Raw genomic sequence first — 15,175 nt, forward strand, 5'->3', positions numbered from 1 at the left:
AATCGAAACTGCCTGTGGAGGGGATGCGGCGGGGACTGAGGTTACTCAGTCTAGCTGGCACCTGTTGAAGCAGGAAATCTTTGGGGCGACCCAAGGAATCTCCCTGCATACCCGGAACGGGTTGCTGGGAGAGGATGTCAACCGTTCCCGCCGCCGGTAACGTTTCGTCGAACAGTCGGAGGATGACGAACGACCCGACCTGCGCTCCCCCTTCAAGCCACAATTGCGGGGTCGAAATCCGAACGTCGCCGCTGCCCCCCGCACTCCAAGCCGTCGATAAAAAATAGATCGGCTGTTCCCTCGAGTTCGAGCAAACCGTCGATCGTCGAAATGTCTCGACCCGTTACGCGAGCAAAAACGCGATCGAATCGTTCGGTATTTTTAAAGTGGGCTGTTTCTCCTGTTAAAATATTGAAGCGCTCGAAGCTGTGAAATAAATTTTCTCCGGCAGCCGTTCCGCCGGTAATATGATGAACGCCCGATTCGCTTTCGACAATAGAGGAATTGGAAAGCGTGTTATCGGGAACGATTTGAGAAAAAACGGGAAATGAAAGAACTGAATCGATCGGTGCTAGTCCTAAAATACTTTGTATCGATCTTATAAGATTTTCGTACACGATTTCGATCGAATTTTTAATTGTTTATGCTTGGAGTAATGAAACTCTCTATTTATTATTCAAAATAACAAGTCCGAGTCTCGAACCCTCGAATAGATTTACGAATCGTGACAAACGGTTGTAGGACAGTCAAGCCATTTTGGAAATTGTGGGATAGTTCGCTTGAGATCGATCGGGGCGATCGCCTATCTTAACCCTTCAAACAAGAGCGCGACGCACTCCCCCGCCTCGCAATCGATATCGCGACGGCAATGTTCCCAAATCCCAAACTCTCCCGACTCCGACAAAAAACACGCCAAAAGCTTTGAATTATGGGAGTTTCAAGCGCTCCGATCTGCCTCTAAAAGACCCGATCGCCCCGGTTGGCGATCGCAGCGTACTGTAGAATGACAGCCAGTCTTTCAACCCAGTCCACACCGACTATGCAACCGATCGATTGGTTCGTCGTCGCGAGTTACCTCGTCGTGACGATGGCGTTAGGCGTGTACCTCTCCCGCCAAGCCTCCAAAAGCTTAGCGGACTTTTTCGTCTCCGGGCGATCGCTCCCCTGGTGGCTCGTCGGCATCAGCATGGCAGCCACGACGTTTTCGATCGACACCCCATTGCTAATTACCGGCATCGTCGGCAACCGAGGCATCGCCGGGAACTGGCTGTGGTGGAGTTTTGGCATCTCCCACCTTTTGATGATTTATATTTTCGCCAAAATGTGGCGGCGATCGGAAGTCATCACCGATGCCGAACTCACTGAAATTCGCTACGGTGGCAGCACGGCTGCCTGGTTGCGGGGGATCAAAGCCTTTATCTTCGCCGTTCCCATGAACTGCATCGGCATCGGTTACGCCATGCTCGGTATGGTAAAAGTCGTAGACGCCCTCAACATCTGGGAAGGGTTCGGCATCGACGCCACCGACACCGATTTAAAAATTTGGAGTGTCGTCGGCGTGAGCCTCTTCGTCCTCATTTATGCGGGACTCGCTGGATTGTGGGGCGTCGTCGCCACAGACTTCTTTCAATTCATCCTGGCGTTGGTGGGGGCGTTACTCGTCGCAGGAATCGCCCTCGATCGCATCGGCGGAATGGAAACGCTGATCGATCGCGTTCCCCAAGCCACCGATATCGACGTATTGTCGATCGTTCCCGTTCGATTCGGCGGCGACGGAACCGTTCTCGGTTTTAGCCAAGCCGCTGGAATTACCCTCAGTGCCTTTTTGGCCAATATCTTCGTCCAGTGGTGGTCTTGGCGTCGCAGCGACGGGGGCGGAGAGTTCGTCCAACGCTTCGCCGCCGCCAAAGACGAAGCTGGGGCGGAAAAAGCCGCCTGGACGTTCAACGTCATGCACTACGTCGTCCGAACTTGGCCGTGGATTGTCGTCGCTCTCGTCGCCCTAGTCGTGTTCCCCGACTTACCCGATAAAGAACTGGGTTATCCCAAGCTGATGTTGGAATATCTCGGTCCTGGCTTGTTGGGATTAGTCGTCGCCTCGTTGATTGCAGCGTTTATGAGTACCGTTTCGACGTCGATTAACTGGGGGGCGTCGTTCATCACCAACGACTTGTATTTACGGTTCGTCGAACCCGACGCCAGCCAAGCCAAGCTGGTGTTTGTCGGTCGTTTCTCTTCGTTTATCGTGACGATGTTGGGGGCTGTGGCAGCGTTCGTGGCTGAAGATATCGCTCAAGTCTTCGAGTTGATTATCGCCATCGGCACCGGGTCGGGGTTGGTGTTGATGTTGCGTTGGTTTTGGTGGCGCGTCAACGCCGCCGCCGAACTCACGGCGATCGTGGGAAGCTTTATCGTGGGATCTCTGGCCACGTTCGCGGGTCAGTGGGAGGTCGATCCCTCGAGTTGGGTGTTTCGCTGGATTGTCGCCCCGATGTCTGATTACGGCTTGCGCGTCATCTTCATTACAGCTTTCGTGAGTCTGTTATGGATTGGGGTGATGTTCGCGACGCCGCCGGAATCTGAAGAGACCCTGGACAATTTCTATCGCCATACGCGTCCGGGGGGCTTGGGTTGGTCGCGACAACAGGCCAATACGGGAATTTCTCCCGCCCAAGATTTACCGACGGATTTAAAGCGGGCGATCGCCGCAAATTTACTGCTGTTCGGGATATTGTTATCCTCGGGGGGATTTTTGCTATTACAGCCACTGATGGGCTGGGGTTGGCTAGTCGTGGCGGTCGTTGGGGGAACTTGGCTGCGTCGGTTAAACAAGCGCAAGGTCATCGCGTTACCGAGACCGGGTGTGGAGGAACCGTGAACTCCCCTCCCTCGTTCTCGCTGCCCCCCAATACAAAATAAGGAGGGAAACTTCCCTCCTCAGCGAAAGCGACTGGTATGGTGTGGCGACCAGTCGCTTCAACGGTCTTCGACTTACTCGGTTGCAGAAACCAGTTCGTCTTCGTCGCTGTATTCGCTGTCGGCGTCGGCTTCGCTTCCCCCTTGGGCTTTAGCCAACATTTGCTGGCGGAACTTCTCGGCCATTTCCTCGGCTTTCTCGTAAACGAGTTCTGGGTTTTTCACCATATCGCCGGGTTCGGGTTCGAGTTGTTTGGTCGAGAGGGAAATCCGACCCCGTTCGGCGTCTAGGTCGATAATCATGACCTTCAGTTGGTCGTTGACGTTGAAGACGCTGTGGGGGGTGTCGATGTGATCGTGAGAAATCTCGGAAATGTGCAGCAAGCCGCTGACGCCACCGATATCGATGAACGCCCCGTAAGGCTTGATACCGCGAACGGTTCCGACAACCACTTCGCCGACTTCGAGACCGTTCATCTTATGCTCGACTAAGGCGCGACGGTGGCTGAGAACCAAGCGATTTCGCTCTTCGTCCACCTCGAGGAATTTCAGGGGCAGGTCTTCGCCCACGAGTTCTTCTTTCGGCTTGCGAGTGCTGATGTGAGAGCCGGGAATGAACCCACGCAGACCTTCAATGCGAACCAAGGCACCGCCTCGGTTGGTGGCGAACACGCCCGAATGCACGGTTGCGTCTTCGGCTTGGAGTTGACGGACTCGTTCCCACGCTCGCATATACTCGATGCGACGAATGGAGAGGGTCAGTTGCCCGTCTTCGTTTTCATCCATCAGGATGAAGAATTCGCGCGTTTCGTTGGCTTGTAACACCTCGTCAGGGGATTCGACGCGGTTGATCGACATCTCCTGCAGCGGGATATAGGCAGCGGTTTTCGCACCGATGTCAATCAGAGCGCCCTTCGGCTCTATACTAAATACCGTACCCGCCACGATGTCTCCGGGGCTGAAGTGATAGTCGTACTTGTCGAGTAGGGCGGCAAAATCCTCGTGAGTGAAACCAATATCTCTGTGCGTTGCTACGTTCTGATTGACCATGCGTGTTTTTCCTAGGACTGTATCTCCATAACTGGGGTTTGCCTCCGGCTGATGGGTGTTACAGAGTCGAGCAGGTAGGACGCTAGACGGACTGTAAGATGTTCGAGCGCGGACTAGCCCTCCTTTGACGAAACACCACATCACCTTCTAGTGAAGGCGATCGATATTAACATATCAAATTCTACCCTACTCTATGGGATTTCGCTGTCGTCACACAGAGGGATTCGATCTATTTTTTGCGATCGCTCGATGATGTTTTCGTCGGTTTCCGTTCGTCTTGGGTTATGGGCGAGCCACGCAGGAGGGAGGTGTTTCGGATTCGGATTCGGCTGAATGAATGTCTGAGGTTTCGCAAGGGGCGTGAAGTTCGAGACGACTCGCACGCAGGCGATCGAGGGTATCGACGAAGTCGCGAACGCCCTGAAATTTTTGGTAGACGGAAGCGAAGCGCACGTAGGCCACTTCGCTGAGATCTTTGAGGTAACTGAGAACGATTTCTCCGATTTCGTGAGTGGAGACTTGTCGGGTCGGTCGTTGTTGGAGTTTGGCTTCAATTTCGTCTACGATCGCCTCGAGCTGTTCGTGAGCGATCGATGTTTTTTCGCAGGCTCGTACCATACCGCGCAAAAGTTTCGAGCGATCGAAAGATTCGCGTTTTCCATCTCGCTTGATCGTGGTAATCGGGACGAACTCGATACGTTCGTAGGTGGTAAAGCGGCGGCTACAGGCCAAACACTGTCGCCGACGGCGCACGCTTTGACCCGATTCGGTCGATCGAGATTCTAAAACGCGGCTTTCCGTATGTTGGCAGAAAGGACAACGCATAGGATTTGGGGCTAAAAGCCCGAAATTGACAAGTTTTTTTAAACATGATAACAGACGTGCGACTTAGAGAAAGCCACACGTCTGTTCGTGGTTTAGCAAAATTGCATTGGTTTTGCGACACCGAGTCTAGGTTGCGATCGGGTTCGATGCGAGATTATTTACCGATTTTGGGGGTTTCCCGAAAGGCAATAGCAAAGAACAACAACCCGAGTGTTGCCACCAGCAAGAAAATGTAAATCAGACTTTCCATAGTACGTTCGGAAGGGTTTTTTGTTATTTCCAGTGTATCAAGTCGAACGGTCTAACGAACTTGATGTTGTTACTGAGAACACAATTATCGTTAGACCGATTCGCTCGAGAGGATGGTTAAATCCAGAGTCTACGCGGTTTCTTGGTTAACGCGCGTGGTCTTGTCACCCACTTTCTGGAACGCACCCCATTCGACTTGGTCTTCATCGAGGTCGGGATCGATACCGGCGAACACGTCGCGGAACAGCGTCCGAGAACCGTGCCAAATGTGACCGAAGAAGAACAACAGCGCGAAACAAGCGTGTCCGTACGTGAACCAACCGCGCGGACTGGTGCGGAACACGCCGTCAGATTCTAAGGTTTCGCGATCGAACTCGAACGGCTCGCCGAGTTGAGCTTTCCGAGCGTATTTCTTCAACTCAGCCGGATCGGTAATCGTTTGACCGTCGAGTTCGCCACCGTAGAAGGTCGCCGTGACACCCGCTTGCTCGAAGCTATACTTCGATTCAGCTCGACGGAACGGAATGTCAGCTCGGACGACACCGTCTTTATCGGTGAGGACGACGGGGAAGGTCTCGAAGAAGTTGGGAATCCGACGCACGCTCAGCTCGCGACCTTCTTTGTCTTTAAAGACCGGGTGTCCCAACCAGGCTTGCGCCAGACCGTCACCCCGGTTCATCGGGCCGGTACGGAACAGACCGCCTTTAGCGGGGTTGTTGCCGACGTAATCGTAGAACGCCAGTTTTTCGGGGATTTGCTCCCAGGCTTGAGACAGGCTCGCACCCGCAGCGACGCTAGATTGAACGCGACGCTGGATTTCTTCTTGGAAGTAGCCTTTATCCCACTGGTAGCGGGTCGGACCGAACAGTTCGATGGGCGTTGCAGCACTGCCATACCACATGGTTCCCGCCACGACGAAAGCGGCGAAGAACACGGCGGCGATACTGCTGCTGAGAACGGTTTCGATGTTCCCCATCCGTAAGGCTTTGTACAGCCGCTCGGGAGGACGAACCGATAGGTGAAACAAACCAGCAATAATTCCGACAACCCCAGCCGCGATGTGGTGGGCGACGATGCCACCGGCGTTGAAGGGGTTAAAGCCTTCGGGGCCCCAGGCTGGCGCTACGGGTTGAATGCTTCCTGTTAAGCCGTAGGGGTCGGATACCCACATTCCCGGCCCCCAGAGTCCGGTGAGGTGGAACGCTCCGAAACCGAAGCACAGAAGTCCAGAAAGGAACAGGTGAATGCCAAACATTTTCGGCAAGTCCAGAGCCGGTTCCCCGGTGCGGGGATCTCTGAACAGTTCTAAATCCCAGTACACCCAGTGCCAGCAGGCTGCCAGGAACAACAGACCGGACAGGACGATGTGCGCCAGGGCGACGCCTTCAAACGACCAGAAACCGGGATCGACACCGGTTTCTCCGGTGATGCTCCAGCCGCTCCACGAGCCGGTCACGCCCAGGCGTGCCATGAAGGGCAATACGAACATCCCTTGACGCCACATGGGGTTGAGTACGGGATCGCTGGGATCGAAGACGGCGAGTTCGTAGAGCGTCATCGATCCCGCCCACCCTGCAACCAGGGCGGTATGCATCAGGTGTACAGCAATCAGCCGACCCGGATCGTTCAGGACGACTGTGTGTACGCGGTACCAAGGTAGTCCCATTGACTACGCTCCTCCTTTATGACGGGTTAGTCAACGCTTGTCTATTTTACGAGTCTGTATCTTACTCTCGCTTCGATCGCGCGACGAGTTTTTTTGAAAACGCGATCGAGGACGGAGCAATTACAGTTGAGTTAGGCGCTGCTTTAATTAAAGATTATTAAAGAAGTGTATCGATTGTGAGAGTCGATCGCAAGGGATTTTAAGAATCGAGAGCCTTTTCTCAATTCCTCTTCTTTCCCAGACCGACCCGCTTTTGTGGCGAGCTGTGCGACTCTTTATCTATTGTTAATTTTTAATACGATTTGATTGACAGATTCGTTAATTCGTGCAGCCAATTCAACAAGGGATGGCAATGACGATCGCGTTTCAAACGCAAAAAACTGAGAGCGATCGTATTCGAGGCTGGCGATCGCTCCCGATCGGTTTGAAGTGGCATTTCGATCTCGAACGAGACGGGGAGTTTCGGGAATAACGGCCGTCTTCGAGCCGCTAGTTGAGCGATCGCTCGGTCTCGAAGTGGCCTAACTGACAGGTGGCAAACGACGTACACAGGCGATCGATGACTTGTTCGGCGTTCATCAACCGTTTGAGAACCACGTGGCCGATCGTCGAGCCGTTGATATCTGCTTGGGGACGAACTTCAACCATTAACACAGCATTTTCAACTTGATGGAGCCACAATCGCTCGTCTCGTTCGACAATACAAAGGCTTAGGCGTTGGATATCCGGTTGTCTGCGCCACGCCGTCACGTTCCACAATCCCTGAGTTCCCCAAACCCGAGAAATCGTCCATCCTTCAGACAAGAAAAAGTACTTCACCGGTTAACGCTCGCGCTCTCCATCAGTGACAACGATGTCTACCTTAGCCCCAAATGGAGCTTAAATGGAAACTTCGGGAATATCTGCCACAGACCAACCCTCCATTGGAGTCGTGTTATCTCGGGGACAGGGACAGTGCGATCGCCGACAAGTCTGTCCGAGCTGCCATTGCGACGGAAACGGCGTTCCGTTTTTATAGGCGTGCCAGTGTTCCTGAAACTGCTCGAGTAAGCGCGTCAAGGCTCGCTCGATCTGTTGGTGTTTCTGGCGAGAATAGTCGAACTGTAAATAGGGCAGCTCGTCTCGTCCCTGAGATTCGGCAAACCAGTACGTCATCGAAATCTCTTCTGGCTCGTAATCGCTGGTTTCAGCCAACACGAACGGGTACAGCCGAGTTTGCCAGTGATGCTCGAGCCACGTCGGATCTTGCGGACGGGGATAGGTTTTCCAGTCGAGGATTTGTGCGCTGCGATCGCGACAGGTGAGTAAATCGTACCGAACCACCAGTAACACCCCCTGAAAACTCAACGTCCGCTCGTGTTCGGCTTGACGCCGTTCGGGGGGAACGTCTAACGGATTCGATTCTAGGAGGTCTGGGGCGTTCTTTAAAAAACTTTGCAACCACTGTCCGAGGCGATCGTCTTCTTCGGCGAACGGCTCGATCGGTAATCCCAGTTCTCGCTGCTGCATCAGTAAGTGAAAACGATTGCCCGCCATCTGGGCCTCTCGGTGTTCGGCTTCTAAAGGAGGGTCGCGACGTTCGAGAACCTTTTCTTGAAACAGATGCGGACAGGCTTGCCACAAATTGAGGTGGTGTTGAGACATTCGCCAAACTCGTTCTGCATTCGGCTCGCGATGCGATCGCGTAGGAAAGACTTCTGAAAATTTTTCAGACATGGGTTGCCAAAACCGTTCGGTGTGCTATGATAGTAACCTGTAAACGGGGCGTAGCGCAGCTTGGTAGCGCACCACTTTGGGGTAGTGGGGGTCGTGGGTTCAAATCCCGCCGCTCCGATTGCAACACACAACAAAATATATATTTCCCCGAAAAGCCTACTCATCTCCAACGAGATCGAGTAGGCTTTTTACAGTGAACAGTAGGGACAGTGGTAGGGTGCGTGACTTGAAAAATAGGGTGTCGCTCGTGAGTAGTCGTAGGGTGCGTGACCTAAAGACACTAGAAATATCGTACCCAACCGGTCAACTCGTCACGCACCGCAACCTTACACCGCCAGCAGTTCGCTGTCGTAGGATGTGTCAGAATTGAAAACTGAAAAAGCGAACGGGGAATCTATCCCACATGAAGCACCGCCGAGGAGTTTCATCTCACCCTCTCATCATCCCCTCACCACTTCACATCCTCATCTCCCCATCTCCCCATCTCCGCCATGTCGGTCTTACGGTACTATCTTCTCGTCCTTGCCCTGGCGATCGCGGGATTTGCGATAATCCTGTCCGTCACCGTTCGAGAAGCTACCCCCCCGATGACAACGATGTCCGATCGCTCTGTATTTCTCACCGATCCCTTCTTGCAGTTTCCCACGGCGACTTCCGTGCGCGTCGTCTGGTTCACCGAATTTCGCGGCTTGCGCCATACCGTTACAGTGGAAAACCGCACCGAACTCGCCAACACCACCCACCTGACGCGCACGCGGGAAGATAAAGACTCCAAAATCCCCGAGACGGACACCCTTTCAACGCCAACTCGCCGCGAAATCTGGCGACACGAAGCTGAAATTCGAGGGTTAACCCCAGGAGAACGGATTCCCTATACTGTCAGCAGTCAGCGAGAAGACGGCGAAATCCTCGCCAGCAATGAATTTACGCTATTTGCTGCGCCGGAAACGGGAACGCCACTTAAAATTCTCCTGACCTCCGATCACCAATTGATGCCGATGACGGCGGCGAACTTGCAGAAAGTCGCCGAAACCGTGGGACAAGTTGACGCCGTATTCCACGCAGGGGATCTCGTCAACATTCCCGATCGCGCCTCGGAATGGTTCGACCATGGCAAAGGAAACGCCTTTTTCCCCTGTTTGCAAGGATACGCCAGTTACGACTTGGAAAAAAACGGCATCGTGACGCGGTATCGAGGGGCGGCGATCGTTCAAAACGCGCCGTTGTTTCCCACCGTGGGCAACCACGAAGTCATGGGACGCTACAGTAGCGAAAAGCCCCTACACGCCCAGTTTAACGATCCGGTTCCGCGCCGCGTTGCCAAAGAACGATACGAGGAAAAGGCGATCGGCGACGATCCGCAGTTGCGCCAAGCCTGGGTCAAAGCCAATTCTTTCAACAGCGACACCTACGAAGAAATCTTTTCGATTCCCCACAGCGACCCCGGTGGCAAAACCTACTATGCGACCAGTTTCGGTGACGTGCGCTTGGTGGTGCTGTACGCCACGAACGTTTGGCGAAAACCGCAAACCGACGAAACGATTAAAGGACGCTATCAGGAACGTACCGCCGATCTCGACGATCCGGCAAACTGGGGATACGGACAGCATATCTTCGAGGCGATCGAACGGGGAAGTCCTCAATACGAGTGGTTACAACGGGAACTCAACAGTCCCGAATTTCGATCGGCCAAGTATAAAATCGCGATGTTTCACCATCCCCCCCATAGCCTCGGCGGAAACATCGTCCCAGCCTATACCGATCCCGTTCCGCAGATCGATCGCGACGAGACCGGGAAAATTACCGCCGTTCGCTACGAATATCCCAAGGAGAACGATTACTTACAGCGAGACGTGCTGCCTCTGTTAGAAGCGGCGGGGGTTCAGTTGGTGTATTTCGGTCACTCTCACCTGTGGAATCGCTTTGTCAGTCCTACCGGAACCCATTATCTCGAGTCGTCGAACGTGGGAAACAGCTATGGCGGCTTTTGGAAAACCGAAACCCGCAACGTTCCACGAGAGAACGATCCCAATTACCCAGCAACCGGCGATCCCTACGGCTTAGATCCCGTGTTTCCGGCGATCGCCCCCTTGCACGACGAGGCCGGAGAACCACTTCCCTATCTTGCCAGCAACGATATTACTGCGTTTAGCATTTTCGAGACAGAGACGGGGACGATAACGAGTTATTACTTCGACGCGCGAAATCCCGATTCTGAGGTCGTGAAGTTCGATGAATTTAACATCGCATCTCCATAAAAATACGGAAATATCGCATCCATAAAAATATCCGTATTAAAGTCGCTGCTTTAATACGGATACCGAAAAGTCAAGAATTTAATTCAACACGGGTTTAGCTTGAGTTTTATCGACCACTACCCCGGTGCGGGACGGTATCCGTGTTGATAGATTCAGTCGATAAAACTTCGATAGAGTCGAGAATACGAACGTTTGAGGACACCGATTCGATCGCCCGGGCGTTGGCGGCAAAACCCGCTAACAGCAAGCTCGAAAGCAAGATAGAGCTATAGATGCGCATGGTATAGAATCCCTTCGTTGAGTTTCTATTTCCAGTTACGTCTCTATCTCGCTGCGATCCGGAGAAACCTGTTTGACCAATTTAATTTTTTTGAACGAATACGGTTGAACTGACAGGTTAAGTTCGGTTAACCCTCTGGTGGCAGGTCGAACAGTACGGTCGTCATATAACGATCTGCCCAAGCTTGTCCAAACGCTTTTTCTAACACTCGGCGAGTTTTGTCGTTCTGGCGCTGTTTCGTACAGTAATATTGTTGGCCGGCACGAACTCGTGCTTCTTCCTCGGGAGAAACGGGAGTTGTCGCCTTGGCTTGCTGACAGTGAACGGTTAGATAATCCGTGACTCGTTCTAAGAACGTTGTTTCTTCGGCTTCGTCCGCCGGACGCACGAACAAACAGAATTCTGAGAAGATGTCGCCCCAGGGGGGAAGGTCTCGCGGTTGCGCGAATTCGACCGTCGGTAAGGCTTGTAAGGCGTTGCGGTAATCGTCTGAGAGGGTTAAATCGGCAGTGGTGGGAGACAAATCGACGATCGCCGCACTAATTTGTCCGCGTCCCCCCACTAAGTCCGTTCCGAACATCGGTAGTGGATAGTTGGAACGGGGAAACATGACGCAGTGCAAAATGTCTAAGTTGGTGCCGACTTTCGCCAGTTCGAGGTGCATTTTGCGAAATTCGGGGGATTGGTAGCAGCGATTTTCGATGGTGAGTTTTTCGCCTTCGAGTCGTCCTTCCACGTAGCCTAAATCTTCGGGAAGTTGGTACGGCGATAGGTCGAGATGTTGGTGCCAGGTGGCTTCGATCGCGTCGGCTAGCTTGCGGATGAGGCGATGTTGTTGCGATCGCAGGGAAGACTCGGGGGCAAGGGTCATCGTTAAAAAAACTTTACAACTAAGGAGGAATTTAACTTTGTTATTTTACCCCGAAGGCGCTCCCCGCCTGTTTCGCCTCGTTATAGGCGGCGTATACGGCTTTGACGTTGTACCAATTCAAAAAAATCCGCGAAATTTCTGAAGCCAATCGATGCTGTCCGCGATCGATCGACTGTTGCAACAGTCCCGCGAGGGTGCGTTCGTTGAGGCGTCCTCCCAGAGATAGAATTCCCCACAGCAGCCAATGGAGCGGTGTCATCTGCACCATTAACCGCACTTCCCAGGTGGGATGTTTTTGATAGAACAACACCCCCGTTCGCGCCCGTTGAATTTCGCGATCGATCGCGGCCGGAAGTCGGTCTAAGCTAAAGGGAGGGTTCCAGTGATAGCCGGCCGCTTCGGGACATTTGACCAGTTTCACGCCGAGTTTTTTCAGGCGCACGCCTAACTCGAGATCTTCCCAGCCGTACTGACGAAATCTCGTATCGAACGGCCCGGCTTCGTCCAACCACCGACGGGCAATGGCGACGTTTCCTGTGGCGAAATAGGCCGCCGAAAAATCGGTGAGTTTGTAGGGTTCGCTCGTGGGATCGTCGAAATTACTCGTGTTGATGACGGCACCGTAGGTAAACAGGCGATCGTGTCCGAGTTGCTGCTGTCCTCGCTGCAACCCCTCGGCGTGAGATTGTAGAAAGGTGTCGGTCACGACCAAGTCGCTGTCGATAAAAACGATGGTATCGCCGATCGCCCGTTCGAGACCTAAATTTCTCGCCGCCGCCGGACCGGAGTTCTCCTGACGAAATCGTTTGATGTGGGGAAATCGTGCTGCGTTGGCAGCTAACCAGTCCCAGGTGTCATCGGTAGAGCCGTCGTCCACCACGATAACTTCGTATCCCTTCACGATCGAATTTTGGGGGAACTGCTGGTGTGCGATCGCCTGTAAGCACTTTTGCAAAATTGGCAGGCGGTTGTAGGTGGGGACGACGACGCTAAAAAACATAAAACTGTGCAAAAGGGCGATCGCTTAACTGCGAGCGAAGTCGAACACGTCCAGTTGTGCCGGATCGAGACCGATAAAGATAATACGGACTTGGTTGTCTACCGTCGCGACTGCGTTCCCGTCTTGCTGACTTAAAGATAATCTCTGTAGACCTCCAGCTAAGATAACTCGGTCGATACCGTCTTCAAAGTCCGTGATGATATTGTTCATACCATCTTCGGGTGCAAACACAAAGCGATCGAACCCTTCTCCTCCGGTGAGTACGTCGTTGCCTGCACCGCCTCGGAGAATGTCGTCGCCGAGATCGCCGAATAGCGAATCGTCGCCATCGTCGCCGATGAGAGAATCGGCATCTTGTCCGCCAAATAGGAAATCAGCCCCGTCTCCCCCAAAGAGAGTATCGTCGCCTTTGTTGCCGAACAGAAAGTCGTTTCCTGCACCGCCGACGACGGAATCCATATCTTGCCCGGCGGCGATCGTGTCGTCGCCACCTCCACCGTCGAGGATATCGTTTCCGGTATTTCCGAATAAAATCCGTTCGGATTCGTCATCGATTAGGAAATCGTTGCCGCTTCCGGCGACGATCGCGTCGATTCCCGGAGAACCGCTGAGGGAATCTGCCTCGTTTGCCGGAAGTTCGCTGAGGCTGAGGGTGTCGCTGTCGGTGCCGAGGATTCCGAAGTCGTACTGACTGCCCAGCTCGATCGTTGAAAACGCCATGAACGTCTTACCGTTTTTTGTGACTATGAAAAGGTTCGGTTAAAACCTTTGTCATAGTAGCTGTTGGCTGAGGTTTCGTAAACGTCGAAGGTGACGGTCTGACTTCTGGCTCGTCGAGGGCGATCGCGAACCTCAAGATCGGTCGAAGACGAGACAGCGATCGCCCCATCTGTTCGAACCGGCGCATTTCAATCGGGATGGAGAAAATTCTCGAAATCTGCTTTCCGAACTTGCTCGTTGGCGATCGCTTCCCCAATTTTAAGAAAGGCTGGAATTTCCTTGACTGCATCCATGGGTGCCACCGCGTCGGGATCGATGCCCGAAAGTCCTAGTTCGCGAAAACGCTCGAGAGTAAACGCCGTTGAGTACCGGTGATACGTCAGTAAGTTCGAGAGCTTCGCCAAAATCCCCGTAGTATCTGGTGGAAGTTCTTCAGACACTAAATCTTCAACGTTGTGCAACTGAGGAACGGCAATCGCTTCGAGTTCCCGTCCGATCGCTTGGGATTCGGCTTCTGGAGTATGGGCAAACAAGCTCATCAAGAAATTCTGCTGGGCGCTCGCGTCTTCCATTAACGTGCTGACGGCATAAATCGCCCAATCGACTAACGTATACCCTTTAGCATTGTTGAATGGGATTTTTCCTTGTCTAAATCCAGTTCCGACAGAAATTAATAAAAGATTGTCTTTTCCCGTTTTCCAGCCAATTCCATAATCTGGTTTGGTGGCTTCTAGAAAAAGCTGAAACGACGGATTGTTAAACATACTCATGCCGCCGTCGATGAATTCGTAAGGATGGGAATCAATATTGAATTGATGGGGTGGAAAAAACGTGGGTGCGGCGGTACTGGCTCGCACGAAATGCCACAATAAAATATCTTTATTAATATCGTAAAATTTGTTGTTCGGAGAGTTGACAAAAAACCAGTTTCGTGCTGTTGTAACGTTTTTAGCAACGACCAACAGCAGCGTTCGTAGGCGATCGGAGCCGAGAGTCGTAGTGCCGAGAACCTTTTTTAAATTCCGTTCGAGGGGTTTAGCACTGTATTTCGACCACAGACGGCCGATAAGCCAGTTTCGGGTGAAGATTTCCCGGCCGCGATCGACGTACAAATCGAGCAAGTCGCGAACTTTCATACCCTTGGCCAAACCTGCTGCGAGAATCGCTCCCGTACTGGTTCCTCCGATAAAATCGAAATAGTCACCCAAGCAGTTCCAAGGTGTGTCTTCAGGGTCGCACAGAATCGACTCCATTTTTAACAAGACCTGAGCGGCAATAATCCCTCGAATACCGCCGCCGTCGATCGAAAGTAGGCGTTTTGGACGGTCTATATTTTCTCGACGCAACATTTTTGAACTCTCCTTTTTGCTCGAACTTTTTAAATAATGTTAAAACGCTATAGAAACCCTAAATCAGTTGTGTAACAAAATCGGGAACAGGGAATCGGATTTTTTCGGGTGTTTTAATTTTTGACGACTCATTTGGGACTGCTATAAATGTTTTAAGCATTTTGAGTATCGACTTGTTGCGATCGAAAAGTAACTATTGTGCCACTTCGACACTGAAAAACGAACGAGATAACGACGATCGCGATCGCTACGACGGTTTAAACTTCATTGGCTAA

16 protein-coding genes, 1 tRNA gene and 1 pseudogene are annotated in these 15,175 nt (G+C 52.6%); 6 read left to right on the top strand and 12 right to left on the bottom strand.

What is annotated here, in order from left to right; translation table 11 throughout:
* Positions 1-160: pseudogene (locus POG22_RS11730) on the top strand (RNA-guided endonuclease TnpB family protein); the annotation flags it as partial.
* A gap of 52 nt (positions 161-212) precedes the next feature.
* On the opposite strand, the gene POG22_RS11735 reads toward POG22_RS11730, so the two are convergent.
* The gene (locus POG22_RS11735; RefSeq protein ID WP_498905424.1) at positions 213-617 is read right to left on the bottom strand and encodes a two-partner secretion domain-containing protein; all 405 of its coding nucleotides are present in this window, start codon (positions 615-617) and stop codon (positions 213-215) included.
* A 422-nt stretch (positions 618-1,039) separates the two neighbouring features.
* On the opposite strand from POG22_RS11735, the gene POG22_RS11740 reads away from it, so the two are divergent.
* On the top strand, positions 1,040-2,878 hold the full coding sequence (locus POG22_RS11740) for a sodium:solute symporter family protein (protein WP_063714967.1): 1,839 nt from the start codon (positions 1,040-1,042) through the stop codon (positions 2,876-2,878).
* 113 nt (positions 2,879-2,991) lie between these two features.
* Here POG22_RS11740 and POG22_RS11745 read toward each other — a convergent pair whose 3' ends face one another.
* The 4 genes from POG22_RS11745 to psbB all read right to left on the bottom strand — a co-directional run bounded on the left by POG22_RS11745 (position 2,992) and on the right by psbB (position 6,706).
* Positions 2,992-3,966, bottom strand: a complete 975-nt coding sequence (locus POG22_RS11745) for a 30S ribosomal protein S1 (RefSeq protein WP_017659377.1) — start codon at positions 3,964-3,966, stop codon at positions 2,992-2,994.
* A gap of 282 nt (positions 3,967-4,248) precedes the next feature.
* Positions 4,249-4,791: a transcriptional regulator NrdR gene (gene nrdR, locus POG22_RS11750; RefSeq protein WP_017659378.1), complete on the bottom strand. Its 543-nt coding sequence runs from the start codon at positions 4,789-4,791 to the stop codon at positions 4,249-4,251.
* A 154-nt stretch (positions 4,792-4,945) separates the two neighbouring features.
* Positions 4,946-5,041 carry a photosystem II reaction center protein T gene (locus POG22_RS11755; RefSeq protein ID WP_017659379.1) on the bottom strand — a complete coding sequence of 32 codons (96 nt, stop codon included), beginning with the start codon at positions 5,039-5,041 and terminating at the stop codon, positions 4,946-4,948.
* Positions 5,042-5,170: 129 nt separating this feature from the next.
* On the bottom strand, positions 5,171-6,706 hold the full coding sequence (psbB, locus tag POG22_RS11760) for a photosystem II chlorophyll-binding protein CP47 (RefSeq protein WP_063714968.1): 1,536 nt from the start codon (positions 6,704-6,706) through the stop codon (positions 5,171-5,173).
* Between psbB and POG22_RS11765 the strand changes: the two genes are divergently transcribed.
* Together POG22_RS11765 and POG22_RS11770 are read left to right on the top strand one after the other, a co-directional pair.
* Positions 6,706-6,867 carry a hypothetical protein gene (locus POG22_RS11765; protein WP_017659381.1) on the top strand — a complete coding sequence of 54 codons (162 nt, stop codon included), beginning with the start codon at positions 6,706-6,708 and terminating at the stop codon, positions 6,865-6,867. The two genes, psbB and POG22_RS11765, sit on opposite strands and share 1 nt — an antisense overlap.
* A gap of 164 nt (positions 6,868-7,031) precedes the next feature.
* Positions 7,032-7,178 carry a hypothetical protein gene (locus POG22_RS11770; protein WP_498905426.1) on the top strand — a complete coding sequence of 49 codons (147 nt, stop codon included), beginning with the start codon at positions 7,032-7,034 and terminating at the stop codon, positions 7,176-7,178.
* Positions 7,179-7,195: 17 nt separating this feature from the next.
* Here POG22_RS11770 and POG22_RS11775 read toward each other — a convergent pair whose 3' ends face one another.
* Together POG22_RS11775 and POG22_RS11780 are read right to left on the bottom strand one after the other, a co-directional pair.
* A complete protein-coding gene (locus tag POG22_RS11775) occupies positions 7,196-7,525 on the bottom strand; it encodes a hypothetical protein (protein ID WP_017659383.1) in 330 nt (109 codons plus the stop codon).
* A 60-nt stretch (positions 7,526-7,585) separates the two neighbouring features.
* Positions 7,586-8,422, bottom strand: a complete 837-nt coding sequence (locus POG22_RS11780) for a PD-(D/E)XK nuclease family protein (protein ID WP_063714969.1) — start codon at positions 8,420-8,422, stop codon at positions 7,586-7,588.
* A 44-nt stretch (positions 8,423-8,466) separates the two neighbouring features.
* On the opposite strand from POG22_RS11780, the gene POG22_RS11785 reads away from it, so the two are divergent.
* Together POG22_RS11785 and POG22_RS11790 are read left to right on the top strand one after the other, a co-directional pair.
* Positions 8,467-8,540: transfer RNA gene (locus POG22_RS11785), tRNA-Pro, on the top strand.
* A gap of 373 nt (positions 8,541-8,913) precedes the next feature.
* On the top strand, positions 8,914-10,680 hold the full coding sequence (locus POG22_RS11790) for a metallophosphoesterase family protein (protein ID WP_498905428.1): 1,767 nt from the start codon (positions 8,914-8,916) through the stop codon (positions 10,678-10,680).
* A 106-nt stretch (positions 10,681-10,786) separates the two neighbouring features.
* Here the strand turns inward: POG22_RS11790 and patX are convergent, their stop codons facing one another.
* From patX to POG22_RS11815, 5 genes are all read right to left on the bottom strand, one after another.
* On the bottom strand, positions 10,787-10,960 hold the full coding sequence (gene patX, locus POG22_RS11795; protein ID WP_017659386.1) for a heterocyst-inhibiting protein PatX: 174 nt from the start codon (positions 10,958-10,960) through the stop codon (positions 10,787-10,789).
* Positions 10,961-11,087: 127 nt separating this feature from the next.
* On the bottom strand, positions 11,088-11,831 hold the full coding sequence (locus POG22_RS11800) for a phycocyanobilin:ferredoxin oxidoreductase (RefSeq protein WP_498905429.1): 744 nt from the start codon (positions 11,829-11,831) through the stop codon (positions 11,088-11,090).
* 40 nt (positions 11,832-11,871) lie between these two features.
* Positions 11,872-12,831, bottom strand: coding sequence for a glycosyltransferase family 2 protein (locus tag POG22_RS11805; protein WP_498905431.1), 960 nt, complete (start codon positions 12,829-12,831; stop codon positions 11,872-11,874).
* 24 nt (positions 12,832-12,855) lie between these two features.
* Positions 12,856-13,551 carry a calcium-binding protein gene (locus POG22_RS11810; protein WP_498905432.1) on the bottom strand — a complete coding sequence of 232 codons (696 nt, stop codon included), beginning with the start codon at positions 13,549-13,551 and terminating at the stop codon, positions 12,856-12,858.
* A 188-nt stretch (positions 13,552-13,739) separates the two neighbouring features.
* A complete protein-coding gene (locus POG22_RS11815) occupies positions 13,740-14,900 on the bottom strand; it encodes a patatin-like phospholipase family protein (protein ID WP_498905433.1) in 1,161 nt (386 codons plus the stop codon).
* Between the last annotated feature and the right edge of the window lie 275 nt (positions 14,901-15,175).

The sequence above is a fragment of the Geitlerinema sp. CS-897 genome, from assembly GCF_028368005.1.
GTDB lineage: Bacteria > Cyanobacteriota > Cyanobacteriia > Cyanobacteriales > Geitlerinemataceae > Baaleninema > Baaleninema simplex.

Excerpts from the sequence above, each read along its gene's own strand:
- patX (WP_017659386.1), bottom strand. The coding sequence starts at position 10,960 with ATGCGCATCTATAGCTCTATCTTGCTTTCGAGCTTGCTGTTAGCGGGT.
- POG22_RS11755 (WP_017659379.1), bottom strand. The coding sequence starts at position 5,041 with ATGGAAAGTCTGATTTACATTTTCTTGCTGGTGGCAACACTCGGGTTG.
- psbB (WP_063714968.1), bottom strand. The coding sequence starts at position 6,706 with ATGGGACTACCTTGGTACCGCGTACACACAGTCGTCCTGAACGATCCG.
- nrdR (WP_017659378.1), bottom strand. The coding sequence starts at position 4,791 with ATGCGTTGTCCTTTCTGCCAACATACGGAAAGCCGCGTTTTAGAATCT.
- POG22_RS11740 (WP_063714967.1), top strand. The coding sequence starts at position 1,040 with ATGCAACCGATCGATTGGTTCGTCGTCGCGAGTTACCTCGTCGTGACG.
- POG22_RS11790 (WP_498905428.1), top strand. The coding sequence starts at position 8,914 with ATGTCGGTCTTACGGTACTATCTTCTCGTCCTTGCCCTGGCGATCGCG.
- POG22_RS11745 (WP_017659377.1), bottom strand. The coding sequence starts at position 3,966 with ATGGTCAATCAGAACGTAGCAACGCACAGAGATATTGGTTTCACTCAC.
- POG22_RS11780 (WP_063714969.1), bottom strand. The coding sequence starts at position 8,422 with ATGTCTGAAAAATTTTCAGAAGTCTTTCCTACGCGATCGCATCGCGAG.
- POG22_RS11815 (WP_498905433.1), bottom strand. The coding sequence starts at position 14,900 with ATGTTGCGTCGAGAAAATATAGACCGTCCAAAACGCCTACTTTCGATC.
- POG22_RS11800 (WP_498905429.1), bottom strand. The coding sequence starts at position 11,831 with ATGACCCTTGCCCCCGAGTCTTCCCTGCGATCGCAACAACATCGCCTC.
- POG22_RS11810 (WP_498905432.1), bottom strand. The coding sequence starts at position 13,551 with ATGGCGTTTTCAACGATCGAGCTGGGCAGTCAGTACGACTTCGGAATC.
- POG22_RS11805 (WP_498905431.1), bottom strand. The coding sequence starts at position 12,831 with ATGTTTTTTAGCGTCGTCGTCCCCACCTACAACCGCCTGCCAATTTTG.